Genomic DNA, 24,257 nt, shown 5'->3' on the forward strand with positions numbered 1-24,257 from the left:
TGGGACGGCCCCGCCCGGGGCCGGGGGACACCCGCCCGCCGTACCCGGCGGCCCGTGGGCGCCGGGTACCCGGATCACGGACGGCCCCCGCCCACCGGCACGAAACGGACGGGTGTCCCGGGCACGGCCTGGGCGGCCGCCGCGAGGTCACGCTCCCGCACCACCGCCACCACCGGATAGCCGCCCGTCGTGGGGTGGTCCGCCAGGAACACCACGGGGCACCCGTCCGGGGGGACCTGCACGGCTCCCAGCACCATGCCCTCGCTGGGCAGCTCGCCCGCAACGGCCCGCTCCAGGGGCGGCCCGCTCGTCCGCAGCCCGATCCGGTTGCCGGCCGGCGACACCCGGTACGGCCGCGTGGCGAACGTGCGCAGGGCCGCCTCCGTGAACCAGTCGTGGCGCGGCCCCAGCCGGACCCGCAGGACGAGCTCGTCCGGGGGCGCCGGCCACGGCGTCGTCCCGAACCGGGCGGGACCGGGCGGCGGCGGGCCCAGCGGCAGGACCGTCCCGTCGCCCAGCGGTGCGGGGCCGAGGCCAGAGAGCAGGTCCGTGGAACGGCTGCCGAGCACCGGTTCGACGGCGACGCCCCCGCCGAACGCCACGTAGGAGCGCACGCCCCGGACCGCGCGGCCCACCTCCAGCAGGGCGCCCGCGGCCACCCGTACCGCCGATCCCCAGGCGACCGGTCGGCCGTCCACGGTGACCGGGCAGGGCGCGCCGCCCACCGCGACGGTGACCGCGCAACGCGGCCGCACCGCGCACCCGTCGAGCGTCGTCTCCAGCACGGCGGCGTCCACCGCGTTGCCGGCCAGCCGGTTGACCAGCCGGCTCGCGTACGGATCGAGAGCACCGGAACGCGGCACACCCAGGTGGGCGTGGCCGGGGCGTCCGAGGTCCTGCACGGTGGTCAGCGCCCCCGCCCGGACGACGGCCAGGGCACGGTCGGTCATCGGAGCCCCTCGGGCACGAACCGCACCCGCGTCCCGGGCGACAGCAGCGCGGCGGGCTCCCGCCCCGTGTCCCAGAGCACCACGTCCGTCGTGCCGATCAGCTGCCAGCCGCCGGGCGACGAGCGCGGGTACACCCCCGTGTAGGGCCCGGCCAGGGCGACCGACCCCGGCGGGACGGCGGTGCGCGGCGTGGCCCGGCGAGGCACGTCGTACCGGTCGGGCAGCCCCGTGAGATAGCCGAAGCCGGGGGCGAACCCGCAGAAGGCCACCCGGTACTCCGCCGCGGCGTGGATGCCCGCCACCTCGTCCGGGCGCACGCCCCACAGGGAGGCGACGTCCGGCAGGTCCGGCCCGTCGTAGCGGACCGGGACCTCGACGGCCGGCTCCACGCGCGCGCGGACGGGTCCGACCGCCCACCCCCGGATCCCGGCGGCCAGACGTCCGGGTTCCGCCACCCCGTCGAGCAGGACCGTCCGGGCCGCGGGGACGATCTCCCGTACGGGGGGCAGAGCACCGTCCGCCCTGCGGCGCAGCAGCTCGGCGTGGAACGCCTCGGTGGCCTCGGCGCTGTCGAGCTCGACCAGCAGGGCGTGCTCTCCCACCGGAAGGGTTCTCATACGAACGCCTCCACACGCACGCCCGCGGCCTCCAGCCGGGACCGCACCCGGCGGGCCAGCCCCACCGCGCCCGGCGTGTCCCCGTGGAGGCAGAGCGAGCGCGCGCGGACGGGCACCGACCGCCCGCACACGGAGGTCACGACGCCGAAGCGGGCCATCGCCACGGACCGTTCCACCACGGCCGCCGGGTCGGTGACGACGGCCCCCTCCTCGCGCCGCGGCACCAGGGTGCCGGCGGCGGTGTAGGCGCGGTCGGCGAATGCCTCGGTGACGACGGGCAGGCCGGCCTTCTCGGCCGTCCGGTGCAGGCGCGAGCCGGGCAGCCCGAGCAGCGGAAGCCGCTCGCCGGTCAGCAGGACCCCCTCGACGACCGCCTGGGCCTGCTCCTCGTCGTGCACGACCCGGTTGTACAGGGCGCCGTGCGGCTTGACGTACGACACGCGCGCGCCGGCGGCCCTGGCGAACACCTCCAGAGCGCCGATCTGATAGGCGATCTCGGCGGTCAGCTCGTGCGCGGGCACGTCCATGGAGCGGCGTCCGAACCCCGCCAGGTCGCGGTAGGAGACCTGGGCGCCGATCCTCACCCCTCGCTCGGCGGCGAGGGCGCAGACGTGCCGCATGGTGGCGGCGTCCCCGGCGTGGAAGCCGCAGGCGACGTTGGCGCTGGTGACGACGGACAGCAGTTGTTCGTCGTCGGTCAGCCGCCAGCGTCCGAAGCCCTCACCGAGGTCCGCGTTGAGGTCGATCGAAGCCCAGGTCATGGTGGTCACTCCTTGCCGAAGTGCGTCGTCGGTGCGGTCACGCCAGCTCTCGGCCACGGGTCTCCGGCAGGCCGAACAGGGCCAGCACGGCGATCGCGTACCCCACGGCGCCGAAGACCAGGGCTCCGCCCACGCCCCAGCTGCCGGCGAGGAACCCGACCATGGCGGGGAAGAAGGCACCCACCGCGCGGCCCGTGTTGTAGGTGAAGCCCTGGCCCGTTCCGCGCACCGCCGTCGGATAGAGCTCCGCCAGGAACGAGCCGAATCCGCTGAAGATGGCCGACATGCAGAAGCCGAGCGGGAAGCCCAGCACGAGCAGCAGGCTGTTCGCCCCCGACGGGATGTTGGTGTAGGCCAGGATGCACAGCCCCGAAAGGACCGCGAACAGCGCGATGTTGCGTTTGCGGCCCAGACGGTCCGTGAGATAGCCGCCGGTCAGATACCCGATGAAGGCCCCGGATATGAGGAACGCCAGATAGCCGCCGGTACCCACGACGGTCAGGCCGCGCTCGCCCTTGAGATAGGTCGGAACCCAGGTGGCGAGCGTGTAGTAGCCGCCCTGGACACCGGTGGAGAGCAGCACGGCGCACAGCGTCGTGCGCAGCATGCCGCCGCGGAAGACGGCCGTGAAGGAGCCGCGCTCGCCGCTGGCCCGGCGCTGCTCGGCCGCCCGGGGCGCGTCCTCGACGTTCCGCCTGATGTAGACGACCAGGAGCGCGGGCAGGGCGCCCGTCCAGAACATCACGCGCCAGGCGGTGTCCGCGTCGACGAACTGGAAGACCAGGGTGTAGACGACGACCGCGAGGGCCCATCCGGCGGCCCAGGCGCTCTGGACGGCGCCGAGCGTACGGCCCCGGTGCCTGGCCGAGGCGTACTCGGCGACCAGGATGGCGCCGACCGCCCACTCGCCGCCGAAGCCGAGGCCCTGCAGCGCGCGGAAGACCAGCAGCGTCTCGTAGTCGGGCGCGAAGCCGCACAGGACGGTGAAGAGGGCGTACATGACCACGGTGATCATCAGCGCCCGCACCCGGCCGATCCGGTCGGCGAGGATCCCGGCCAGTACGCCGCCGATCGCCGAGACCACGAGCGTGACGGTGGTGAGCAGGCCGGTCTGGCCGCTGTCGAGGCTGAAGTAGGCGGCGATGGCCACCATGCTCAGCGGCAGCGTGAAGAAGTCGTAGGAGTCCAGGGCGTATCCGCCGAACGCGCCGCCGAAGGCGCGCCGGCCGCGGGGGCCGAGCGCGCGCAGCCAGGCGAACGCGCCGCTGTCCTCGGGCAGTTCGCCCGGGACGGACCGGGGGGTCTGGGTCGTACTCATCTGCACCTCGCAGAGGGGGAGGAGCGTGCCTGAGCGGAAAGGACGGAACCGGAACCGTGAGGTGTCCCACAAGGTAGGGGATTGTTGAACGATCCGACAAGAGGTTCGTCACCTCGTTCTCCCTCCCTCGCTCATCCCTCGCTCATCCCTCGCTCATCCTGCGCGGACCGGATCTACGATTGGCCCGGCCCGCCCCCGCGAGGCCGATGGACGAGGGGCGGCGACGGAGGAGAAGAGGGCGCTGTGGGGACGACGGGCTCCGAGGCCGGAGGGCTGGCCGACGACCGTGCGCTGCTCGGACGTACGAGCACGGCGGAGCGGGTCGCCGACATCCTGCGCACCCGCGTCGCGGAGGGCTTCTTCAAGCCCGGGACCCGGCTCTCCGAGGACAGCATCGGCGGCGCGCTGGGCGTGTCGCGCAACACGCTGCGCGAGGCGTTCCGGCTGCTCACCCACGAGCGGCTGCTCGTCCACGAACTCAACCGGGGCGTCTTCGTGCGGGTGCTCGCGGTCGAGGACGTCCTGGACATCTACCGCACCCGCCGGCTCGTCGAGTGTGCCGTCGTGCGCGGCCTGGGCGAGCCCCCCTTCGCTCTCGACGGCCTGATCGGGGCGGTCGCGAGCGGCGAGCGCGACGCGCGTGACGGCGACTGGAAGGGTGTCTCGACCGCCAACATCCACTTCCACCGCGAACTGGTGGCGCTGGCCGGCAGCGACCGCACGGACGAGCTGATGCGGAGCGTCCTCGCCGAACTCCGGCTCGCCTTCCACATGGTGGACGACCCGCGCGCCCTGCACGAGCCCTACCTCGCCCGCAACCGGGAGATCCTGGACGTCCTGCGCGCCGGGGACCGGACGAACGCCGAGCGGCTGCTCGCCGACTATCTCGACGACTCCCGCACCCGGCTGGTCGACGTCTACGCGCACCTGGTCGGGGCGGACGGCCCGGCGGACACCTGAGCGCCGGCCCGCGACCGGCCCCGCGGCTCCGTCCGGCCCGGAGGGGACCGGGCGGCGTCCGCACGCGCCCCTGCCCCGGGCCCCGGCGGGCCGTGCGGGACACCCGGGTCCCGGGCGGGTGAGGACCTGGCGGGGCGGCTGCCGTCCGGCGCTGCGGAGGCCCGGTGCACCGGGGCCTTCTGCGCCGTTTCGACCGTTGTCGGTGCGAGGACCTAATCTGTGCAGCGTGACTTCGCCTGCCTCGACGGAATTCGTTCCGCCCCAGCTCAGCGCGGGGCCGCGGCCCGCGCAGGGCCCGGCCGCCGACGAAGGGCTCGCGCGGCGGCTGCGCGCGCTCGCCTGCACCGCGCCCCTGCACGACCTGGACGCCCGCAAGGCGAACCTCGCAGGTGAGTACACGGTCTACGCGATGGCCGAGGTCGCCCTCGCCGCGATCGACCTCGTCACGCTCAACATGGACTTCGACACCGGCGCCGACCACGAGCAGATCGTCGCCCGGCTGCTGCCCCGGGTCGCCGCCCAGGCCCCGCGGCGCCCAGCGGCCGAGCACGAACGGGTCGCCCGCTGGGTCCTGGAGAACCTGATCAACGTCGGCAGCGTGGACCGGGGCTTCCGCGCGGTGTACGGCACCTTCGGCACCGACGGGGTGTACACGCGCCGGGACTACGACTTCAAACTCATCGAGGAGGTCCCCGGACACGGGGGCACCGTCTACCTCCGCACCACCGACGAGGCGGTCAACGTCCTCGTGGGCGCCCTCGACACCGATGTCACCAGCGCGCAGATCGCCGCCGAGGTGAAGCTGGAGGTGCTGATCAGCCGGGGCCGCCTGGCCGACGCCCAGCTCGCCGCCGAGCAGGCGCGCTACCGCACCGTGCAGTACGCCGAGACCCTCCGCAAGACCCTGGAGGCGACCCGTCGCAACGTCCGGGCCGTGGACTGGCTCGACGCCGTACCGGACATGATCGACGAGGCACTCGACCACGTGGCCGACCGCTACCGCCACGAGAACGCCATCCTGACCAACATCCGCAAGGCCCGCGACGAGGCGGAGAGCGGGCTCGGCCCCAGGACCGCCGAGCACAAGCGCCGGGCCGCCGAGCTCGTCGACATCGTCAAGGACTGCATCCGCCGCCACACCCAGCTCCAGGCACGCCTGCTGGAGGCGGGCCCGCTGTTCCGCGCGGAGCAGGACCGCCAGGCGTTCGCCCGGCCCACTTCGCGCGTGGGCCTGGACCTCTACGGCCAACTGGTCGCCCCCCTGCTGCCGATGCCGGTGGAGCGGGCCACCCGGGTCACCGACGCGTTCTTCGCGCGCGGCACCGGCCTGCGCACCCCCGTGTCGGTACGGGTGGGAGACCTGGTCGACCTGCTGCTGACCCCGCCGCAGGAGCGGGAGCACCTGGGCGCCGAGATGCCCGAGCCGGACCTGATCGCCACGCCCGACGACAGCAGGTTCAGCGAGGAGCAGCTGGCGGCCGCCATGGAGCTGCTCGACCTGGAGTACGACGCCCCGCGCCGGCTGTCCGGACTCCTCGCGGAGGCCCGGGAGCGCGACCCCGAACTGCCCTACCTGGTGGCCCTCCTGGCCGTCCACGCCGCGAGTCCCCCGGTCGGCACCGCCTACCGGCAGGGTGAGGAGCGGCTGCTGTTCGCGGTCGACGACGGCGCGGTACTGGACGACCCGGAGTTCGGCGGCGCCGACCTCATCGTCGGCACCGCCCTGCTGGACGCGGCGGGCATGGCCGCGGACCGCACGGACGCCGCATGACGCGCCCCCCGCTTCGTACACCGACCGACCCGCACCAAGGAGCCCCCGCCGTGAGCGACGACCACGCAGAGCACACCGACGCGTGGAGCGAGCCGGACGCCCCCCGGACGCCCGGACCCGCCGCGCCCGGCGCCTTCACCCCCGCGGACGCGGCCGACGCGGCCCGGCTCGTCTCCTTCGGGCTCCAGCCCAAGCTGCTCCCCGCCCGCGACGCCGAGTACGCCGACCTGCTCCGGCGCTACCGGGAGGAGCCCGCCTTCGGACGCCTCGCCGACGCCGTCGCCACCGGCCTCGGCCTCATCGTGCTGGAGGTCTCCCCCCGCGCCGGGATGGCCGTCACCGCCGCCGAGGACTCCGTCTTCGCCGTCCGCATGGGCGACTACGCCCGCCGCGCCTCCACCGACGCCGCCGACCGGTTCCTGCACGGACTGGCCCACCTGGCCGTCGCCGCCATGGCCTTCCCCCGCCCCGAGGACCTCGCGGACGACGGGTACATCGGCCGCATCACCGTCAACGGCGTCGACGCGTTCGTGCGCCAGGCGTGCCGCCGCCTTGAGGAGCGGGCCGAGGAGCAGGGCGAGAACACCGACCCGGCCACGGACGCGCCGGGCCTGGAGGCCGCATGGCGCATCTACGCGCGCCGCAGCGCCACCGGAGCCACCAAGGACGCCCGCAGGCTCGCCGGATCCACCACCGGCATCATCGGCAAGGCCGTCGCCTTCCTCACCGAATCCGGCTTCCTCCAGCGCACCGGCGAGGACGCCGGAGGCTCCTACCGCACCACCGCCCGCTATCAGCTGCAGGTCCGCGACATGGCCGGCAGCGCCGCGATGGCCGAACTGCTGGAGCTGGGCGTCGTCGCCGTGTCGGACGGCTCCGCCACCCTGCTGCCGCCGTCCGACGCCGACGACCTGGACCTGGTCGCCGACGCGGGCCTGCCGTTCCACGCCTAGACCCCGGCGGACCCCGCCCCCCGCCCGCCCCGCCCCAGCAAACCGCCCTCAGCTTCCGCCTCACCGCCGGACGACGACCGAAAGCCCGCCGCCATGTACGAGTTGTCCCGGGTCCGCCTCTACTCCATCGGGCCCGCCGGTGCGCGTTACGCCGACACCGTGCTGGACCTGCGAGGAGTGGGCGAGCCCGTCCCCCACCCCGCTCCCACCCAGGCGGAGTTCTTCGAGGACGAGCCGGTCGGACCGCCGCGCCGCCCCGCCCCGGCGGGCGTGCTCTTCCTGGAGAACGGCGGAGGCAAGTCCGTCCTGCTCAAGCTGATCTTCTCGGTGATGCTCCCCGGCCACCGCAACACCCTGGGCGGCGCAAGCTCCGGCGTGCTGCGCAAGTTCCTCCTCGCCGACGACTGCGGCCATGTCGCCCTGGAGTGGCAGCACACCCTCACCGGCGAGCTCGTGGTCGTCGGCAAGGCCAGCGAGTGGCGGGGACGCCAGGTCTCCAACGACCCCCGCAAGTTCGCCGAGGCGTGGTACTCCTTCCGCCCCGGACCCGGTCTCAGCCTCGACTCGCTGCCGGTCGCCGAGGCCACCTCCGTACGCCCCGCAACCGAAGGCACCTCGGGCGCCCAGGGCCGCCGCCGCACGATGAAGGGCTTCCGCGACGCGATCACGGAGGCCGGCAAGGCGTACCCGCACCTGGACGTGTACTGGGAGGAGATCCACGACCGCTGGAACGAACACCTCGGCGACCTGGGCCTCGACCCCGAACTCTTCCGCTACCAGCGCGAGATGAACGCCGACGAGGGCGAGGCGGCCGGCCTCTTCGCGGTCAAGAAGGACTCCGACTTCACCGACCTGCTGCTTCGCGCCGTCACCGACACCCGCGACACGGACGGCCTCGCCGACCTGGTCAGCGGCTTCGGCAACAAGCTGGGCCGCCGGGCCGAGCTCACCGCCGAACGCGACTTCACCGCCGGCTCCGTCGACCTCCTCGGCCGGATCGTCGAGGCGGCCGGCACCCGCGCCCGGGCCCGGGACGTCCACGCGGCCGCCGAGCGCCGTACCCGCACGCTCTCCCGCCGCCTCTCCGCCCGCGCCGCCGTCGAACGGGGCCGCACCGCCGAACTGGCGCAGCGCGTCACCGCGGCCGCCCACACCGTCACCGAGGCCGAGCGGGAACGAGGCCGCAGCTCGCTCATCGCCGCCGAACTGGCCTACCGGCACGCCTCGCTGGCCCTCGCCGCGGCAGAGAAGGGCGCCGCTTCGCTGCGCCGCGAGCTCTCCGACGCCCGCACCCTGCACTCCGCCTGGCAGGCCGCCGAGGCGGTGCTGCGCCACCGCGCCGCCGCCGACCGCTCCGCGCGCGTCGCCGCCGCCATCCGCGAGGCCGAGCGCGACGCCGCCCCCGCCCTCGCCGCCCGCGCCGAGGCGGCCGCCGACCTCGTCCGCGCCCTCCACTCCGCCGCCGAGGCGGGCGAGCGCCGCGCCGACGAGGAGGAGGAGCGCTCCGCCGCCCTCCAGGAGGCGGGCGAGACCGCGCACCGCGACGCCACCGCGGCCGCGACCGACGCCCAGCGCGCCCGCAGCGAGGCCGGCCATCTGCGCCAGCGCCTCGCCGAGGTCGAGCAGGAGACCGCCGAGGCGGTACGGGCCGGCTGGCTCGACGACACCGCCCCGGACGCCGACCCGGCCCGCGCCGCGCTCGCCGCGAGCGACGCCGAGAAGACCACCGTCGCCGCCTGGGACGCCGCCCGCGAAGCCGCCCGCGCCGCCGCCGACCGCGCCCGCGAGGCCGCCGCCACGGACAGCCGCGCCGAACTCGCGGCCGCCCGTGCCGCCGACGCCGCGCGGGCGGCGGAGCAGGCGTACCAGGCAGAGCGCCGCGCCGCCGAGTCCATCGCCGCCGAGGAGCGCCTCGCGGACCTGCTGAGCCTCCCGCCCGTCAGGACGGCCGGCGTCCCGCAGCCCCGTCAGGGCGCCGCGCCGCAGGACGCCCGCACCGCCGCCGGCCGGCCCGACGGCGGCACGGCGCACCGCCGCACCGCCGAGGGCCCCCTCACCGCGGAGGAGCTCGACCGGTACGCCGACGAGCTGCGCGAACTGCTCGACCAGGGCATCGCGTCGGCCGAACGCAAACTCTTCGAGCTGCGCACCGCCGCCGCCGACGACTCCCGCATCCTGGGCGCCCTCGGCGACGGCGGACTGCTGCCGCCGGGCCCCGACGTCCTCGCGACCGTGGAGTTCCTGGGCGAGCAGGGCATCCCCGCCCTGCCCGGCTGGCGCTACCTGGCCCAGGCCGTCGACCCCGCCGACCACGCCGCCGTGCTCGCCGCCCGGCCCGAACTGGTCGACGGCGTCGTGATCACCGACCCCGTCTCCTACGCCAGGGCCCGTGAGGTCCTCGCCGGCGCCGCCCTCCTGCCGCGCTCCGCGGTCGCCGTCGGCACCGCCGCCGCGCTGCTGGCCCCCGTCCCCGCCCCGGGCACCGGCACCGACGGCGACGTCTTCCTCGTACCGCCCAACCCGGCCATGCACGACGAGCACGCCGCCGACGAGGAGCGGCAGGCGCTCCGCGCCCGCGCCGCCGCCCGCGACGAGGAGATCCGCGGCCTCGCGGCGCGCCTCACCCAAGACCGCTCCCTCGCCGCCCGCATCGGCTCCTGGCGCGCCGACTGCCCGCCCGGCATGCTCACCGAGCTCGCCGCCGCGGCCGCCGCCGCGGGCGAGACGGCCGAAGCGGCCCGTGCGGCGCTCGCCGAGGCCCGCGCGGCCCGGGCCGAGGCCGACGAGACGGCTGCCGAGACCGCGCGCGTACGGGACGAGCGGCAGGAGGCCGCCCAGCGCGCCCGGCGGACCGCCGACGCACTGGCCGGCCTGGCGTACCGCCTGCGGGAACGGGCCGGCTGGCAGGTCAGGCTGCGCGAACTGGCCGACGAGACCGCCGAGTACGAAGCCAGGGCCCAGACCTGCCTGGAGCGGGCCCGCGCGGCCGACGAGGACCGCCGGGCCGCCCAGCGCGCCGCCGACGACGCCCACCGCACCGCCCGCGCACTGCGGGCGGAGCGGGCCGAGATCGCCGGAGCCCCCGAGAACCTCCCGGAGAGCGGGGACGGGGATCCCGCCCCGCGCGCCGCGCTGCCCACCCTGCGCGAGGCGTACCGGGCCGCCTCCCAGCTGTACGAGAAGGTCGGCGTCGGCGCGGACCTGCGGGCCGAGCAGGCCCGGGCCGAGAGCGACGAGAGCGCGGCCCTCGCCGAACTGGACCGGCTCACCAACAAGGTGCGCACCCGCGCCGCCCAGCTCCTCGAAGGCACCGACGGGGCCGACGGCCCGTCCCGCCAGGCCGCCGCCGCCCGCGCCGAATCCCTCGTCCAGATGCTGGAGACACGCGCCTCGGACGCCAGCGAGAAGCTGGGCCGCCTCCGCGGCGAGGCCGAGCGCCTGGCTCCCGAGGAGGGTGAGACGCACACCGAGCTGCCCGCGGAGCTGCTCCCGGCCGACGCCGAGCAGGCCCAGTCCCTGCTCCGTACCGCCACGACCGACCTGGCCGCCCGCACCGACGCGCTGGAGACCGCCCGCGCCACCCACAACGGGCTGCTCCAGGACCACCGCGCCGCCGAGGACGCGGCGGGCGGCTTCGACGAGACGGCCGCTCTCCTGCGCGACCTGCTCAGGGAGCACCCGGACGAGGAGGAAGAGGCACCCGAGCCGTATCCGGGCACCCTGGAGGAGGCCAGGAGCGCCGCCACCGAGGCCCGGCGCTCCCTGCGGGGCTGCGCGGGCGACCTGTCCGCCGCGGACGCCGCCGTACGGGAGGCGTCCGACGTCCTGGTGCGCCACGCCAACTCCACCCGTTACGAGCAGGTCCGCACGCCGGCCCGGCAGCAGATCCGGGAGCTGCCCGCCGCGGCCCTGCCCGAGCACGCCGCCCGGTGGGCGGACGCCTTCGCGCCCCGCCTGCGGGTGCTGACCGACGAGCTGGCCCAGCTGGAGCGCAACCGCGACTCGATCGTGGACCGGCTCCGCGGCCTGGTGGAGTCCGCCCTCACCACCCTCCGATCGGCGCAGCGTCTGTCCCGGCTCCCCGAGGGACTCGGGGAGTGGTCGGGCCAGGAGTTCCTGCGGATCCGCTTCGAGGAGCCCGACCAGGCGACGCTCGTCGAACGGCTCGGCGAGGTCATCGACGAGGCCACCCGCGCCGCCGTCAGGAAGAACTCCGACCTGCGCCGGGACGGCATGTCCCTGCTGCTGCGCGGTGTCGAGGCGGCCCTCCGGCCCAAGGGCATCGCCGTGGAGATCCTCAAGCCCGACGCGGTGCTGCGCGCCGAGCGGGTTCCGGTCGGACAGATGGGCGACGTCTTCTCCGGCGGACAGCTCCTCACCGCGGCCATCGCCCTCTACTGCACGATGGCCGCACTGCGGAGCAACGACCGCGGCCGTGACAAGCACCGGCACGCCGGCACGCTGTTCCTGGACAACCCGATCGGCCGCGCCAACGCGACGTACCTGCTGGAGCTGCAGCGGGCCGTCTCGGACGCGCTCGGCGTCCAGCTGCTCTACACGACGGGCCTGTTCGACACCACCGCGCTCGCCGAGTTCCCGCTCGTCATCCGGCTGCGCAACGACGCGGACCTGCGCGCGGGGCTGAAGTACATCAGCGTCGAGGAGCATCTGCGTCCCGGCCTGCCGCAGCAGAGCACGGAGGGGGAGACGGTGCACGGCGAGATCACCGCGACCCGCATGTTCAGGCGCAGCCCCGCGGAACCGGCACCGGGGTCACGGACCGAGTAGCGCCGGACCGCGGCGCCGCCCGCCCGGCCCGCCCGGCCCGCCCGGACCGGGCGCCCGCGCGGACCGGGCGCCCGGCCCGGCCCGTCCGGCCGACGGCGCGCCCGTTCGTGCCCGGTCGCTCACGGCGGGCGCCGACGCCGAGGGGCCCGGGGCCCTCAGGCCCGTGACAGGCCGCCCGCGCCCCGGCGCCGTATCCGTGCCGCTTCGCGCGCCGCGGCCCGGGCCGTACGGCGGGCCGTACGCCGCTCGCGCCGCAGCTGCCGGGCCGTGCTGCTCGGCACCGACACCACGCCGTGGCGCTGGTTCCACACCTGCCGTGTCACCCACACGTCCAGCACGGCCCAGGTCGCGAGCACCGTCGCGGCCACGCTGCTCAGCACCATCGGGAAGGCCAGCCAGGAGCCCGTGACCGAGCAGAAGAACGCCACCATCGCCTGGATCAGCGCCACCGCGGCCACGAGCACCGCGCGCACCGCCGCCGTACGGACCGGATCGGGCAACCGCCTCCGTACCGCCGGTTCCTCGACCCACAGTTCTCGCCGTGCCGTCTCCATCGCGCTGCCACTCCCCACCGACCGACCGTCTTCAGGGGTGGGTGCCCGTCCTGCGCCGCTTTACGCGGACGGCCTCCGCTCCCCCTGTTCACCAGGACGCTCGGGCGGGCGCGAAGATTCCCGGGAACGCTGAATTCCAGCCAACCGTTACCGCGGGGAAAGTGACGCCCTGCCAGGTGTCCTGTAGCACAGTCGTGAATGTCAACTCCTCGAATACCAGGACAACTCATGATCAACGCTCCCCGGAGCGGCCGAAAATAGTCCGGACGTCCCTTCGAGTTGTCCGTGACGCAGTAGTAGGCTCACGCCGTTTGTTGATGTGTTGATGTGTACACCCGCGCCGGGCGGGGCGAGCTGGGGGAGGCCATGCGCTTTCGCGGGAAGTCGATCCGCAGGAAGATCGTGGCGTTGCTGCTCGTGCCGCTTGTCTCCCTCACCGGGCTCTGGGGATTCTCGACACTCCTCACCGGACGCGAGGCCGCCCAGCTCATGGACGTCGGCCATATCGTCGAAAAGGTCGGCCTTCCGCTTGAGGACGCCGTCCGCGTCATCCAGCAGGAACGCCGCCAGAGCCTCGTGTATCTCGCGGATCCCCGTGCTTCCGACGCGCTTCCGGCTCTGCGCCGCGACCGGACCAGCACCGACCGGGCCATTGCCGAGATCCGCGCCAACGCGCGGGATTCCGGCGTCACCGACGCCCTGCAACCCCAGGCCGCGCGTCGTCTGAATTCGCTCCTCGGAGCCCTCGACGGACTCACCTCGCTGCGCCGGTCCGTGGAAAACCGCGCCATAAGCCGTATGCGGACGCTGGACTTCTACAACCGGCTCGTCGACCCGTACTACAGCTTCCTGATGCAGCTGCACGCGATCGACAACGTGGAGATGGACAAGCAGGGCCGTGCGCTCGTCGGTGTGGCGCGCGCCAGGGAAATGCTCTCCCGTGAAGACGCCCTGGTGGTCTCCTCGCTGATCAGCAAGCGGATCACCGCCACGGAGATCCGCGCCGTCTCCGACCTCGTCGCCAAGCGGGAACTCCTCTACGAGGTCAATCTGGAGGCCCTGCCCGCTTCCGAACGTGAAATCTTCGAGCGGTACTGGCGCAGCCCGGACACCGGGCCGCTGCGCGACGCGGAGGACGCCCTCATCGCCGCCGGACCCACCGAGCGGCCGCGCACTGTCACCGCCGCGGGCTGGCAGGAACTCGCCGCCCCCGTCCTCGACGACCTCGGCGCCGAGAACACCGAGTCGGGCGACCGCTACCAGGACCGCGTGCGCCCCGCCGCGTACAGCGTCGTGCTGAAGGCGGGGATCGCGGGTGTGCTCGGCTTCCTCGCGCTGCTCGTCTCGGTCGTCGTCTCCGTGCGCATAGGCCGGGACCTCGTCCGTGACCTGCGCCGGCTGCGCAAGGAGGCCCAGGAGGTCTCCGGCGTACGCCTGCCGAGCGTGATGCGGCGTCTCGCCGCGGGCGAGCAGGTCGACGTCGAGACCGAGGTACCGCACCTCCAGTACGAGCGGGACGAGGTCGGCCAGGTCGGCCAGGCCCTCAACACCCTGCAGCGCGCGGCCGTCGAAGCCGCGGTCAAGCAGGCCGACATGCGACGCGGGGTCTCCGAGGTGTTCGTCAACCTCGCCCGCCGCAACCAGGTGCTGCTCCACCGCCAGCTCACCCTCCTGGACACCATGGAGCGGCGCACCGAGGACACCGACGAGCTCGCCGACCTGTTCCGGCTCGACCACCTGACCACCCGTATGCGCCGGCACGCCGAGGGCCTGGTGATCCTCTCGGGCGCCGCCCCGTCCCGTCAGTGGCGCAAGCCGGTCCAGCTGATGGACGTCGTACGGGCCGCGGTCGCCGAGGTCGAGGACTACGAGCGCATCGAGGTCCGCAGGCTGCCCCGCATCGGGGTGGGCGGCCCGGCCGTGGCCGACCTCACCCACCTCATCGCCGAACTCCTGGAGAACGCCACGGTGTTCTCACCGCCGCACACCGCGGTCCAGGTGCACGGCGAGCGGGTCGCCAACGGCTTCACCCTCGAAATCCACGACCGCGGCCTCGGCATGGCGCCGGACGCCCTGCTCGACGCCAATCTGCGTCTGGCCGAGACACCCGAGTTCGAGCTCTCCGACACCGACCGGCTCGGTCTCTTCGTCATCAGCCGTCTCGCGCAGCGCCAGAACGTGCGTGTCTCGCTGCAGCCCTCGCCGTACGGCGGCACCACCGCGGTCGTCTTCATCCCGGCCGCCCTGCTCACGGAGGCCCCCGAGACCCAGGGCACCGGCTTCCGGCTGGACCGCAAGGGCGGGGAGGTCCCGTCACGTCGTGCCGCGCTCTCCCAGGGACCGTCCGGGCTGGGCGGAACGGGGCCGTCCGTCCTCGACGGCCCGATCGAGCTGGAGCCGCCCATCGGCGCGCCGGGGCTGGGGGAGCGGCTGGCCGGACGGCACCGCGGCCTCGACGAGTTCACCGGCCTGGACGAGTTCACCGGGCTCGACGGCCTCGGCGGCCTCGACGGCGTGGACGAGAGGACCGGACGAGGTGGCGCCGGCCGTGCCGCGGAGGTTCCCGACGGTGAGGCCACGGACGGCGGTGGGCTCGGCGGACCGTCGCGGCCCCGGGGCCGGCTGCGTCCCGCGGATCTGCCGCGGCACGCCGCGGACGGCCACGAGCAGCACCAGCAGGCGTCCGACCAGGCCCCCGAACGCGCCGCGGGTCCCGCCCCGCTGCCCCGCCGCAGGCCCCCGACGCTCATCGCGGACAACGGACGGCGCCTCGACGAGGCCGGCCGTGCCCACCCGGCCCCGCACACCGCGCCGGTCCCCGCCCCGTACGCCGCGCCGGCCCCCTCCCAGGCCCCGGCCGTCCGGCCGGCCGAGGACCCGTTCGTACGGGCCGCGGAGGAGTCCGCCGCGCGCGCAGCCCGCGCCCCGGCCCCGCCCGCCGACCCGGATCGGCCCGGACCCGCCGTCCGCGAGGACGCCCGGCGCCAGGCGAGGGAGGGTGACGGCGGCCCCGGGGCCCCCGCGCCGGACGAGAGCGGCGGCACGCGCGCCCCGCTGCTCGGCGGCCTGCCCCGCCGGGTACGCCAGGCCAGCCTCGCCCCCCAGCTCAGGGAGACAGCCGAACGCTCCGTACCGTCGGAGGCCCACACGGCCGACGACGCCGAGCGCGACGCGGAACTCGTACGCAACCGCATGGCCGCGATGCAGCGCGGCTGGCAACGCGGCCGTCGGCACAACGCCGAGGGCGCGCGGCCGGCCGGCCGCGGCGGGACAGCACCAGGAACGACATCGGAGGGGGACGGTCGATGACCGCACCGAACGCCGCAGCACCCAACTCAACCGGCGAGCTCAACTGGCTCCTCGACGAACTGGTCGAACGCGTCGGCTCCATCCGCAAGGCGTTGGTGCTCTCCGGCGACGGACTGCCCACCGGTTCCTCCAAGGACCTCACCCGAGAGGACAGCGAGCACATGGCCGCCGTCGCCTCCGGGTTCCACAGCCTCGCCAAGGGCGTCGGCCGTCACTTCGACGCGGGCCGCGTCCGCCAGACCGTCGTGGAGCTGGAGGACGCCTTCCTCTTCGTCACGGCGGCCGGTGACGGCAGCTGCCTGGCCGTGCTGGCCGACGCCGACTCGGACGTCGGTCTCGTCGCGTACGAGATGACGCTCATGGTCAAGCGGGTCGGGGTCCACCTCGCGACGGCACCACGGACCGGTCTGCCCACCGGAGGGTGAGTGGGATGCGATGAGTGACGCAGGTCAGCAGGGACCGCAGAGTCAGGACCTCCACCACTGGTTCGACGACGAAGCGGGCCCCGTGGTCCGCCCGTACGCCATGACGCGCGGCCGTACCAGCAGCGCCACCCGCCACCGCCTCGACCTGATCGCGGTGGTCGTCCCCGAACCGGCGGCCGACGACCCCGGCCGTGACCAGACGCTCTCGCCGGAGCATGTGGAGATCGTCGAGCGCTGTGGCGACCTCCCCCAGTCGATCGCCGAGCTCGCCGCCGGACTGGATCTGCCCGTCGGGGTGGTCCGCGTCCTGGTGGGCGATCTCGTCGAGGAAGAGCTCGTCCACGTAACCCGTCCCGTTCCGCCGGCCGAACTGCCGGACGTGAGCATTCTGCGTGAGGTGATCAATGGCCTTCGGGCGCTCTAGCCGCAAGAAGCGGCCCGTCGAGCCGGTGACGCTGAAGATCCTCGTCGCGGGTGGGTTCGGCGTGGGCAAGACCACGCTGGTGGGCGCGGTCAGCGAGATCAGACCGCTGCGTACCGAGGAGGCCCTCAGCGAGGCCGGCCGGCCCGTCGACGACGTGCAGGGCGTCGAGGGCAAGGTCACCACCACGGTGGCCATGGACTTCGGGCGCATCACCCTGCGCGAGGACCTGGTGCTGTACCTGTTCGGCACGCCGGGCCAGAACCGCTTCTGGTTCCTCTGGGACGAACTGGCCCAGGGCGCGCTGGGCGCGGTCGTCCTCGCCGACACCCGGCGCCTGGAGGACTGCTTCGCGGCCATCGACTACTTCGAGCGGCGCGGCATCGCCTTCACGGTGGCCGTCAACTGCTTCGAGGGCGCCGATCTCTTCCCCGCCGAGACGGTCCGTGCCGCGCTCGATCTCGACCCGGACGTGCCGCTGCTGATGTGCGACGCGAGGGACCGGGAGTCGGTCAAGAGCGTGCTGGTCGGTGTCGTCGAGCACGCGGTGGCCCTCACCGGCCGCCTGCCGGAGCCGGTCACCGGCTGACCGAAGGACGCCCGCAAACCGAAGGGCGCCAACGGCTCCGGGACACAGCCAGGGACCTGGGGACGGCCGTGGACCCGAGGCGCCCCCGCCGTCCGCGACGGGCGCGCGTGGACGATCCGGGGCCCCAGATCGCGGGCCGGGTCGATGGCGTGACCCGCCGGCCGGGCCGCGTCCACCGGACCGGCCCGGTCCCGGGGAAGTCCTGGGCTCCGGCCCCCGCCGGGACCCGGCCGCGGCGACCACGGCGGGGCGCGCTCGCCGGCCGCCGCGGGGGAGCGGCGCGGGGTCAGCGGTTCTCCGCGAGCCACGTGGCCGCGGTCCCGGCCAGCTCCCGGTCGCGGCCTGCCAGCATCATCCGGATCATCTGCGCGTCACCCCGCAGCGACCAGGCCGGGTTCCCGAAGGTCGCCGGGTTGTTCCGCTCGATCAGGAAGTGGGCGGGCCACGCGGTCCCGTAGCCGATGAGCGGCAGGGCGGCCGCATACCGCCAGCGGCCCCGGGCGAGCCCGTAGGCGCTCACCGCCAGGCCGGTCAGCGTCCCCGCCAGGTGGATCCAGCGGGTCGCCGCCCTGGAGTGCATCGCCACGTAGTAGGGCCAGAACTCCTCGTACGTCTCAAAGGTCTGCTCAGCCATACCGGCACCGTATTCGCCCGCCGCTCAACCCGATACGGCCGGGCGGCGTCGACAGGAGTGGACGGACGGCCGGAGCCCACGGGGGTGGTACCGGTCGTCCGTCCCGCCGGACTCAGTGCCCGGCCACCGAGCGGCGCGCGACCGGGAAGTCGAAGTAGGTGTCGGGGAAGAGCTCCGGCTTGTACGTGAAGTGCCACCACTCCTCCGGCAGGTTCACGAAGCCCTCGGCCCCCAGCGTGCCCTTCAGCAGCCGGCGCGAGGCGCGCTGCGTCCCCTGGACGCGCGGATCGTCGGTGTGGGACAGGGTGTCGAAGCAGTCGAAACCCGTGCCCATGTCGACCGAGTTGTCGGGGAACCGCTCGGACCGGGGCGCGTGGCACTCCACCAGCTCCTCGCCGGGCACGTACGGACGGGTCGGCGCCGCCGGCAGCCTCACGATCGTCAGGTCGACGGTCGAGCCCCGGCTGTGCCCCGACTTCTCGGCGATGTAGCCGTCCGCGAACAGCCGCGACTTGTCGACCCGCGGGTAGAACTCCTTCTTCATCCGCTCGTCCCGGAGGTCCTTCGCCCACCGTACGAAGTGGTCCACGGCCCGCTGCGGCCGGTAGCAGTCGTACACCTTCAGCGAGTAGCCCTGCCGCAGCAGCCGTGTCTGGGCCCGGTGCAGCGCCCGCGCCGCCGGGCGGGTCAGGATGCACAGCGGCTGGCGGTAGCCGTCCACCGGTTCACCGATGAAGTTGTGCGCGGTCGTGTACCGCATCTCCTGGATGATCGTCGGATCCACGGAGCGCAGCGACACGAACTCCTCGGGCGCCCTGGGCTCGGGCCCGGCCTGTGCGGCGGGCGCGGCGGCGGTGACCGCGAGCAGACCGGCGGTGGCGGTCGCCACCAGGGCGCGGAGTACGGAAGCAAGTGCTGTCATGTACATCATTTACCAGTCCGGGGCCCGTACGGCACAGGGGTCGCGGCCGCCGCACGGACCGCCCGGCCCCGACGGGTCGGTACAGTCCGTCGCCGTGAAGGACTCCCACTGCACCAGCTGCGGCTCCCCGTACCCCTCCGACGCCACCTGGCCCCGCGCCTGCCCCGCCTGCGGCGCCACCGCCTACCGCAATCCGCTGCCCGTCGCGGTGGCCCTGCTTCCGGTGAGCGGCCCGCGCGGCACCGGCCTCGTCGTCATCACCCGCACCATCGAACCCCAGCGGGGCGGCATCGCCCTGCCCGGAGGGTTCATCGACCACGCGGAGGACTGGCGGGACGCGGTGGTACGGGAGCTGCGGGAGGAGACCGGCATCGCCGCCCGTCCCGAGGACGTCAGGCTGGCCGACGCGCTCAGCTCGCCCGCCGGCCACCTGCTGCTCTTCGGTCTGCTGCCCGAACGCCCCGCCGCGGAGCTGCCGCCGTCGGCACCCACCGACGAGACGGAGGGCTACCACCTCCTGCACGGACCCGCCGAGCTGGCGTTCCCGCTGCACACCGCGGCGGTACGCGACTGGTTCGCCGGCCGGTACGCCTGAGGCGCCCCGGGCCGCGCGACTCACCACCGACGCGGCCCGAGCTCCCGTCCACGGCGACCGCGCCCCGGGACCGTCCCCTCAGCGCGTCTCCGGCCCCCGGACCGTCACCCGCTGCTGCACCTCCACCGGGCCGGCGTCCGTGACCCGCTCCACGACGACGCGCCCGTCCGCCAGCCGGGTCGTGTAGCGCTCGACCTCCGCCGGCTCCCAGCCGTCCCCGGTGTCCCGCACCACGAGACCGCCCCCGGTCCGTCCCCCGGCCGGCGCCCATACCTCCAGCTCGTCCGTACCGTCCTCGCCCCGCACCGGGATCACCGCACCGGCGCGCGCGAGCACCGGGATGCGCGACAGCGGCGCGTCCAGCAGCACCTGTCCCGGCCCCTCGTAGGCCCTGCCCGTCGCCGTGTCGTACCAGAGCCCGCGCGGCAGCCGGACCGCCCGCCGGTCCGTGCCGCGCGCCAGAACCGGTGCCACCAGCAGCGCGTCCCCCAGCAGGAACGCGTCGTCGCAGTCGCGCAGCGCCCGGTCCTCGGGAGCCCCCCACCACACGGGCCGGGCGTACGGGGCGCCCGTGAGCCGGGCGAGCTGCGCGAGGGTGACGAAGTACGGCCGCAACCGCTCCCGTTCGGCCAGCGCGGAGCGCGCGTACTCCAGGACCTTCGGTCCGAACTCCCACGGCTCGCGCCGTCCCGCGTCGATGGCCGCGTGCGTACGGAACAGGGGCAGCCACGCCCCCAGCTGGAACCAGCGCAGGAAGAGCTCCGGGGACGGGCTGCCGTCGAAGCCGCCCACATCCGGCCCGGAGTAGGGCACCCCGCACAGCCCCAGCCCCAGCACCAGGGAGAGCGAGGCCCGCAGTCCCGGCCATCCGGTCGACACATCGCCCGACCAGGTCCCCCCGTACCGCTGCATCCCGGCCCAGCCGGACCGTGAGAAGAGGAACGGCCGCTCGTCCGGGCGCAGCCGCCGCAGCCCTTCGTACCCGGCCCGGGCCATGGTCAGCCCGTACACGTTGTGGGCCTCGCGATGGTCGCCGCCGCGGCCCTCCATCGAGTGCCGGGACGAGCGCGGCAGCGTCATGTCGCCGAACGGCGCGAACGACACCGGTTCGTTCATGTCGTGCCACACCCCGCAGAACCCCTGCGCGAGCCGTTCCCCGTAGAGGCCGCCCCACCACTCCCGCACCGAGGGGTCGGTGAAGTCCGGATAGGCGCAGTCGCCCGGCCACACCGTGCCCCGCACCTCGTTGCCCCGCGCGTCCCGGACGAAGGCCCCGGACGAACCGACCGCCCGCCCGCTCTCGTACACGGCGTCACCCGGCTCGGCCTTGACCCCCGGGTCGACGATCGACACCAGCCGTACTCCGTCCGCCCGCAGGTCGCGGGCGAGCCCGGGCAGGTCGGGGAAGCGCCCCCGGTCGACGGTGAAGACCCGGTGGCCGTCGTAGTGGTCGATGTCCAGATGGATCACCGACAGCGGCAGGTTCCGGTCGCGGTAGCCGGCCGCCACCCGGCGCACCTCCTGCTCGCTGCCGAACCCCCACCGCGCGTGCTGCGGCCCCAGCGCCCACGACGGAGGCAGCGCGGGCGCGCCCGTCAGCGCCGTCCACCCGTGCAGTACGCGCGCGGGGGTGCCCACCACGACCCAGCAGCGCAGGGGCCCGCCGCTCATGCGCACTTCGCTCGCCCCCGGCCGGTCGTGGCCGGAGCCCGCCCCCTCCTCCCCTTCGCGCAGGGTGACCTGCCCGTCCCAGGAGTTGTCGTGGAAGGCCAGATGGGTGCCCGCGTCCGCCACCACCAGCTGCACCGGCATCGTGAGGTAGAGAGGGTCGTCGCCCGGGCCGAAGCTGCCACGGGGATCGGTGTTCCACAGCCGGTACGATCCGTCCCGCAGCCGCGGCCCGGACGACCTCCCGCCCAGCCCGAAGAACCGTGCGTCGGCGGGCACCTCACTGCGCTGCACCCACCGGGCGGGCCCCCCGTCGACCGGTTCCCACCAGCGGGGCGGCAGATCCCGCCGCAGGACGACCCCGCCGGGGGTGCGGATCTCCACGGCGCCGTTCCGCGAGACCGCCACCGTCACCCGTTCGGCCACCACCCGCCAGCCGCCGTCCGTGTCGGGCTCCAGCCTGACCCGCGGATCGGCCTCGGGCGGCTCGCCCGCCAGCGCGTACGACGGATGCGGTTCCGCCCCGTCCCAGCCCCAGAAGACGGTGCCGCCGCTCGCGACGCACACCCGCAACTCGGAACGGGCGAACCGGACGATCCCGCCGCCCGGCAGTGGCTCGGCACCCTCGACCGGCCCGGGCACGCGCGCCCGTTCCACCCCGTGCGGCCGGAGCCCCCACGCGTCCGCCCGCCGCTGCCGCCACGCCGAGCGCATCGCCCGCAGCCCCCGTACCGTTCCGAACACCTTGACCGAGCGCACCAGCTCACGACCGTCCATGCCGATCACCCTGCCATTCGACCGGTGGGGCAGGTGGGCCGTTCAACTGCCGTTCACCCATGGTGGGAGCACATATTCAACCCCGCGACCATGGGTGGGAAGCCCTGGTGCGAAGGACGATCACATGGCATCGTCCCTGTCAGCCGCGTCACGCGCACACCCCAGCACGTGCGCGCGATACACGCAGACCCGCGTACAGCCAGGGAGCCACTCCATGACGTCAGCGACCGCGCCCTCCGAGCCGCTCTGGCAGCCGGACCGGAGCCGCATCGACTCCGCCGCGATCACCCGCTTCCAGGCCTGGGCCGCCGAGCGTCACGGAGCACCGGCCGACGGCGGATACCCGGCCCTGCACCGCTGGTCGGTCGACCAGCTGGAGACCTTCTGGGGGGCCGTGGCGGAGTGGTTCGACATCCGCTTCTCCACGCCGTACGAGCGCGTCCTCGGCGACCGCTCCATGCCCGGCGCCCAGTGGTTCCCCGGGGCCACGCTCAACTACGCCGAGCACGCCCTGCGCGCGGCCGCCGACCGCCCGGACGAGCCGGCGCTGCTGCATGTGGACGAAACCCATGAGCCGTCCCCGATCAGCTGGTCGGAGCTGCGCCGCCAGGTGGGCGCGCTCGCCGCCGAGCTGCGTGCCCTCGGCGTACGCCCCGGCGACCGGGTCAGCGGCTACCTGCCCAACATCCCGCAGGCCGTCACCGCCTTCCTCGCCACCGCCGCGGTGGGCGCCGTCTGGACCTCCTGCGCCCCCGACTTCGGGGCCCGCAGCGTCCTGGACCGGTTCCAGCAGGTCGAACCCGTCGTCCTGTTCACCGTCGACGGCTACCGCTACGGCGGCAAGGAGCACGACCGGAGCGCCACCGTCGCCGAGCTCCGCCGCGAACTTCCCACCCTGCGGGCCGTCGTCCACATCCCGCTCCTGGGCACGGACGCCCCCGACGGCGCCCTCGACTGGTCCGCCGTCACCTCCGGCAGCACCGAGCCCGTCTTCGAGCCGGTCCCCTTCGACCACCCGCTGTGGGTGCTCTACTCGTCGGGCACCACCGGCCTGCCCAAGGCCATCGTCCAGTCCCAGGGCGGCATCCTCCTCGAACACTTCAAGCAGCTCGGGCTGCACTGCGACCTCGGCCCGCAGGACCGCTTCTTCTGGTACACCTCCACCGGCTGGATGATGTGGAACTTCCTCGTCTCGGGCCTGCTGACCGGCACCACCGTGGTCGTGTACGACGGCAGCCCCGGCTACCCCGACACGGGCGCCCAGTGGCGCGTCGCCGAACGCACGGGAGCCACGCTGTACGGCACCTCGGCCGCGTACGTCATGGCTTGCCGCAAGGCGGGCGTCCACCCGTCCCGCGACCACGACCTGTCCCGCGTCAAGTGCGTGGCCACCACCGGGTCGCCCCTTCCCCCCGACGGCTTCCGCTGGCTGCACGAAGAGGTGGCGGACGACCTGTGGATCGCCTCCGTCAGCGGGGGAACGGACGTGTGCAGCTGCTTCGCGGGTGCGGTGCCCACCCTCCCGGTCCACATCGGGGAGCTCCAGGCGGCCTGCCTGGGCACCGACCTCCAGGCCTGGGACCCGCAGGGCGAACCGGTCACCGGCGAGGTGGGGGAGCTGGTCGTCACCAACCCCATGCCGTCCATGCCCATCCGCTTCTGGAACGACCCGGACGGCAGCCGCTACCGCGACAGCTACTTCGAGATGTACCCCGGCGTCTGGCGCCACGGCGACTGGATCACCCTCACCGACCACGGATCGGTGATCATCCACGGCCGTTCCGACTCCACGCTCAACCGGCAGGGCGTCCGGATGGGGAGCGCCGACATCTACGAGGCGGTGGAACGCCTCCCCGAGATCCGCGAATCCCTCGTCATCGGCCTGGAGGAACCGGACGGCGGCTACTGGATGCCGCTCTTCGTCCACCTCGCCGAAGGGGCCACGCTCGACGAGGCGCTGATCGGCCGCATCAACGCGACCATCCGCGCGCAGCTCTCGCCGCGCCACGTCCCGGACGAGATCATCGAGGTCCCGGGGGTTCCGCACACCCTCACCGGCAAGCGCATCGAGGTTCCGGTCAAGCGCCTCCTCCAGGGCACGGAGCTCGCCAAGGCGGTCAACCCCGGCTCGGTCGACAACCTCGGCCTGCTCCGCTTCTACGAGGACCTGGCCCGCGAACGCGGCCACGGCAAGGACTGACGCCTCCCCCGGGCGGACGGCCGCGCTCCGGCCCGCCGACCGCGC

18 protein-coding genes are annotated in these 24,257 nt (G+C 74.4%); 10 read left to right on the forward strand and 8 right to left on the reverse strand.

Annotated elements, in window-relative coordinates:
* Positions 1–74: 74 nt before the first annotated feature.
* Genes PUR26_RS03155 through PUR26_RS03170 form a run of 4 tightly spaced genes read right to left on the reverse strand, consistent with a single transcriptional unit; the run spans position 75 to position 3,646 of the window.
* Positions 75–950, reverse strand: a complete 876-nt coding sequence (locus tag PUR26_RS03155) for a biotin-dependent carboxyltransferase family protein (RefSeq protein WP_329868931.1) — start codon at positions 948–950, stop codon at positions 75–77.
* The gene (locus PUR26_RS03160) at positions 947–1,567 is read right to left on the reverse strand and encodes a 5-oxoprolinase subunit B family protein (protein ID WP_329868933.1); all 621 of its coding nucleotides are present in this window, start codon (positions 1,565–1,567) and stop codon (positions 947–949) included. The genes PUR26_RS03155 and PUR26_RS03160 overlap by 4 nt, the downstream gene beginning before the upstream one ends.
* A complete protein-coding gene (locus PUR26_RS03165; RefSeq protein ID WP_329868934.1) occupies positions 1,564–2,328 on the reverse strand; it encodes a LamB/YcsF family protein in 765 nt (254 codons plus the stop codon). Before PUR26_RS03165 ends, PUR26_RS03160 begins: the two co-directional genes overlap by 4 nt.
* Positions 2,329–2,365: 37 nt before the next feature.
* On the reverse strand, positions 2,366–3,646 hold the full coding sequence (locus tag PUR26_RS03170; protein WP_329868936.1) for an MFS transporter: 1,281 nt from the start codon (positions 3,644–3,646) through the stop codon (positions 2,366–2,368).
* Between the two features lie 243 nt (positions 3,647–3,889).
* Between PUR26_RS03170 and PUR26_RS03175 the strand changes: the two genes are divergently transcribed.
* The 4 genes from PUR26_RS03175 (at position 3,890) to PUR26_RS03190 (ending at position 12,118) form a co-directional block, all read left to right on the forward strand.
* The gene (locus PUR26_RS03175; protein WP_329868938.1) at positions 3,890–4,606 is read left to right on the forward strand and encodes a GntR family transcriptional regulator; all 717 of its coding nucleotides are present in this window, start codon (positions 3,890–3,892) and stop codon (positions 4,604–4,606) included.
* A 226-nt stretch (positions 4,607–4,832) separates the two neighbouring features.
* The gene (locus PUR26_RS03180; RefSeq protein ID WP_329868940.1) at positions 4,833–6,377 is read left to right on the forward strand and encodes a hypothetical protein; all 1,545 of its coding nucleotides are present in this window, start codon (positions 4,833–4,835) and stop codon (positions 6,375–6,377) included.
* A 50-nt stretch (positions 6,378–6,427) separates the two neighbouring features.
* A complete protein-coding gene (locus PUR26_RS03185) occupies positions 6,428–7,330 on the forward strand; it encodes a hypothetical protein (RefSeq protein WP_329868942.1) in 903 nt (300 codons plus the stop codon).
* Positions 7,331–7,423: 93 nt separating this feature from the next.
* Positions 7,424–12,118: a hypothetical protein gene (locus PUR26_RS03190; RefSeq protein WP_329868944.1), complete on the forward strand. Its 4,695-nt coding sequence runs from the start codon at positions 7,424–7,426 to the stop codon at positions 12,116–12,118.
* A 155-nt stretch (positions 12,119–12,273) separates the two neighbouring features.
* Here the strand turns inward: PUR26_RS03190 and PUR26_RS03195 are convergent, their stop codons facing one another.
* Positions 12,274–12,672, reverse strand: coding sequence for a hypothetical protein (locus PUR26_RS03195; protein WP_329868985.1), 399 nt, complete (start codon positions 12,670–12,672; stop codon positions 12,274–12,276).
* 366 nt (positions 12,673–13,038) lie between these two features.
* On the opposite strand from PUR26_RS03195, the gene PUR26_RS03200 reads away from it, so the two are divergent.
* Genes PUR26_RS03200 through PUR26_RS03215 form a run of 4 tightly spaced genes read left to right on the forward strand, consistent with a single transcriptional unit; the run spans position 13,039 to position 17,416 of the window.
* Positions 13,039–15,981, forward strand: coding sequence for a sensor histidine kinase (locus PUR26_RS03200; protein ID WP_329868946.1), 2,943 nt, complete (start codon positions 13,039–13,041; stop codon positions 15,979–15,981).
* Entirely contained in the window at positions 15,978–16,406 is a 429-nt protein-coding gene (locus PUR26_RS03205; protein ID WP_329868948.1) for a roadblock/LC7 domain-containing protein, read from the forward strand. Before PUR26_RS03200 ends, PUR26_RS03205 begins: the two co-directional genes overlap by 4 nt.
* 10 nt (positions 16,407–16,416) lie before the next feature.
* Positions 16,417–16,830: a DUF742 domain-containing protein gene (locus PUR26_RS03210; protein WP_329868950.1), complete on the forward strand. Its 414-nt coding sequence runs from the start codon at positions 16,417–16,419 to the stop codon at positions 16,828–16,830.
* Entirely contained in the window at positions 16,811–17,416 is a 606-nt protein-coding gene (locus tag PUR26_RS03215; RefSeq protein ID WP_329868952.1) for a GTP-binding protein, read from the forward strand. The genes PUR26_RS03210 and PUR26_RS03215 overlap by 20 nt, the downstream gene beginning before the upstream one ends.
* A 286-nt stretch (positions 17,417–17,702) precedes the next feature.
* Here PUR26_RS03215 and PUR26_RS03220 read toward each other — a convergent pair whose 3' ends face one another.
* Both PUR26_RS03220 and PUR26_RS03225 read right to left on the reverse strand, forming a co-directional pair.
* A complete protein-coding gene (locus PUR26_RS03220; protein WP_329868954.1) occupies positions 17,703–18,050 on the reverse strand; it encodes a DUF962 domain-containing protein in 348 nt (115 codons plus the stop codon).
* A gap of 112 nt (positions 18,051–18,162) precedes the next feature.
* Positions 18,163–18,972 carry a M15 family metallopeptidase gene (locus PUR26_RS03225; protein ID WP_329868956.1) on the reverse strand — a complete coding sequence of 270 codons (810 nt, stop codon included), beginning with the start codon at positions 18,970–18,972 and terminating at the stop codon, positions 18,163–18,165.
* Here PUR26_RS03225 and PUR26_RS03230 point away from each other — a divergent pair.
* On the forward strand, positions 18,971–19,567 hold the full coding sequence (locus PUR26_RS03230) for an NUDIX domain-containing protein (protein WP_443076950.1): 597 nt from the start codon (positions 18,971–18,973) through the stop codon (positions 19,565–19,567). The two genes, PUR26_RS03225 and PUR26_RS03230, sit on opposite strands and share 2 nt — an antisense overlap.
* A 78-nt stretch (positions 19,568–19,645) precedes the next feature.
* Here the strand turns inward: PUR26_RS03230 and PUR26_RS03235 are convergent, their stop codons facing one another.
* Complete coding sequence (locus PUR26_RS03235; RefSeq protein WP_329868960.1) at positions 19,646–22,012, reverse strand: glycoside hydrolase family 31 protein; 2,367 nt, start codon at positions 22,010–22,012, stop codon at positions 19,646–19,648.
* Positions 22,013–22,226: 214 nt separating this feature from the next.
* On the opposite strand from PUR26_RS03235, the gene PUR26_RS03240 reads away from it, so the two are divergent.
* Complete coding sequence (locus PUR26_RS03240) at positions 22,227–24,212, forward strand: acetoacetate--CoA ligase (RefSeq protein ID WP_329868962.1); 1,986 nt, start codon at positions 22,227–22,229, stop codon at positions 24,210–24,212.
* Positions 24,213–24,257: the final 45 nt, after the last annotated feature.

It is taken from the genome of Streptomyces sp. SP18CS02, assembly GCF_036322365.1.
Classification (GTDB): domain Bacteria; phylum Actinomycetota; class Actinomycetes; order Streptomycetales; family Streptomycetaceae; genus Streptomyces.

What these genes read in the sequence shown, in the direction of transcription:
- PUR26_RS03155 (WP_329868931.1), bottom strand. Translation starts at nt 950, where the DNA reads ATGACCGACCGTGCCCTGGCCGTCGTCCGGGCGGGGGCGCTGACCACC.
- PUR26_RS03160 (WP_329868933.1), bottom strand. Translation starts at nt 1,567, where the DNA reads ATGAGAACCCTTCCGGTGGGAGAGCACGCCCTGCTGGTCGAGCTCGAC.
- PUR26_RS03165 (WP_329868934.1), bottom strand. Translation starts at nt 2,328, where the DNA reads ATGACCTGGGCTTCGATCGACCTCAACGCGGACCTCGGTGAGGGCTTC.
- PUR26_RS03170 (WP_329868936.1), bottom strand. Translation starts at nt 3,646, where the DNA reads ATGAGTACGACCCAGACCCCCCGGTCCGTCCCGGGCGAACTGCCCGAG.
- PUR26_RS03190 (WP_329868944.1), top strand. Translation starts at nt 7,424, where the DNA reads ATGTACGAGTTGTCCCGGGTCCGCCTCTACTCCATCGGGCCCGCCGGT.
- PUR26_RS03195 (WP_329868985.1), bottom strand. Translation starts at nt 12,672, where the DNA reads ATGGAGACGGCACGGCGAGAACTGTGGGTCGAGGAACCGGCGGTACGG.
- PUR26_RS03200 (WP_329868946.1), top strand. Translation starts at nt 13,039, where the DNA reads ATGCGCTTTCGCGGGAAGTCGATCCGCAGGAAGATCGTGGCGTTGCTG.
- PUR26_RS03205 (WP_329868948.1), top strand. Translation starts at nt 15,978, where the DNA reads ATGACCGCACCGAACGCCGCAGCACCCAACTCAACCGGCGAGCTCAAC.
- PUR26_RS03210 (WP_329868950.1), top strand. Translation starts at nt 16,417, where the DNA reads ATGAGTGACGCAGGTCAGCAGGGACCGCAGAGTCAGGACCTCCACCAC.
- PUR26_RS03215 (WP_329868952.1), top strand. Translation starts at nt 16,811, where the DNA reads ATGGCCTTCGGGCGCTCTAGCCGCAAGAAGCGGCCCGTCGAGCCGGTG.
- PUR26_RS03220 (WP_329868954.1), bottom strand. Translation starts at nt 18,050, where the DNA reads ATGGCTGAGCAGACCTTTGAGACGTACGAGGAGTTCTGGCCCTACTAC.
- PUR26_RS03230 (WP_443076950.1), top strand. Translation starts at nt 18,971, where the DNA reads ATGTACATCATTTACCAGTCCGGGGCCCGTACGGCACAGGGGTCGCGG.
- PUR26_RS03225 (WP_329868956.1), bottom strand. Translation starts at nt 18,972, where the DNA reads ATGACAGCACTTGCTTCCGTACTCCGCGCCCTGGTGGCGACCGCCACC.
- PUR26_RS03235 (WP_329868960.1), bottom strand. Translation starts at nt 22,012, where the DNA reads ATGGACGGTCGTGAGCTGGTGCGCTCGGTCAAGGTGTTCGGAACGGTA.
- PUR26_RS03240 (WP_329868962.1), top strand. Translation starts at nt 22,227, where the DNA reads ATGACGTCAGCGACCGCGCCCTCCGAGCCGCTCTGGCAGCCGGACCGG.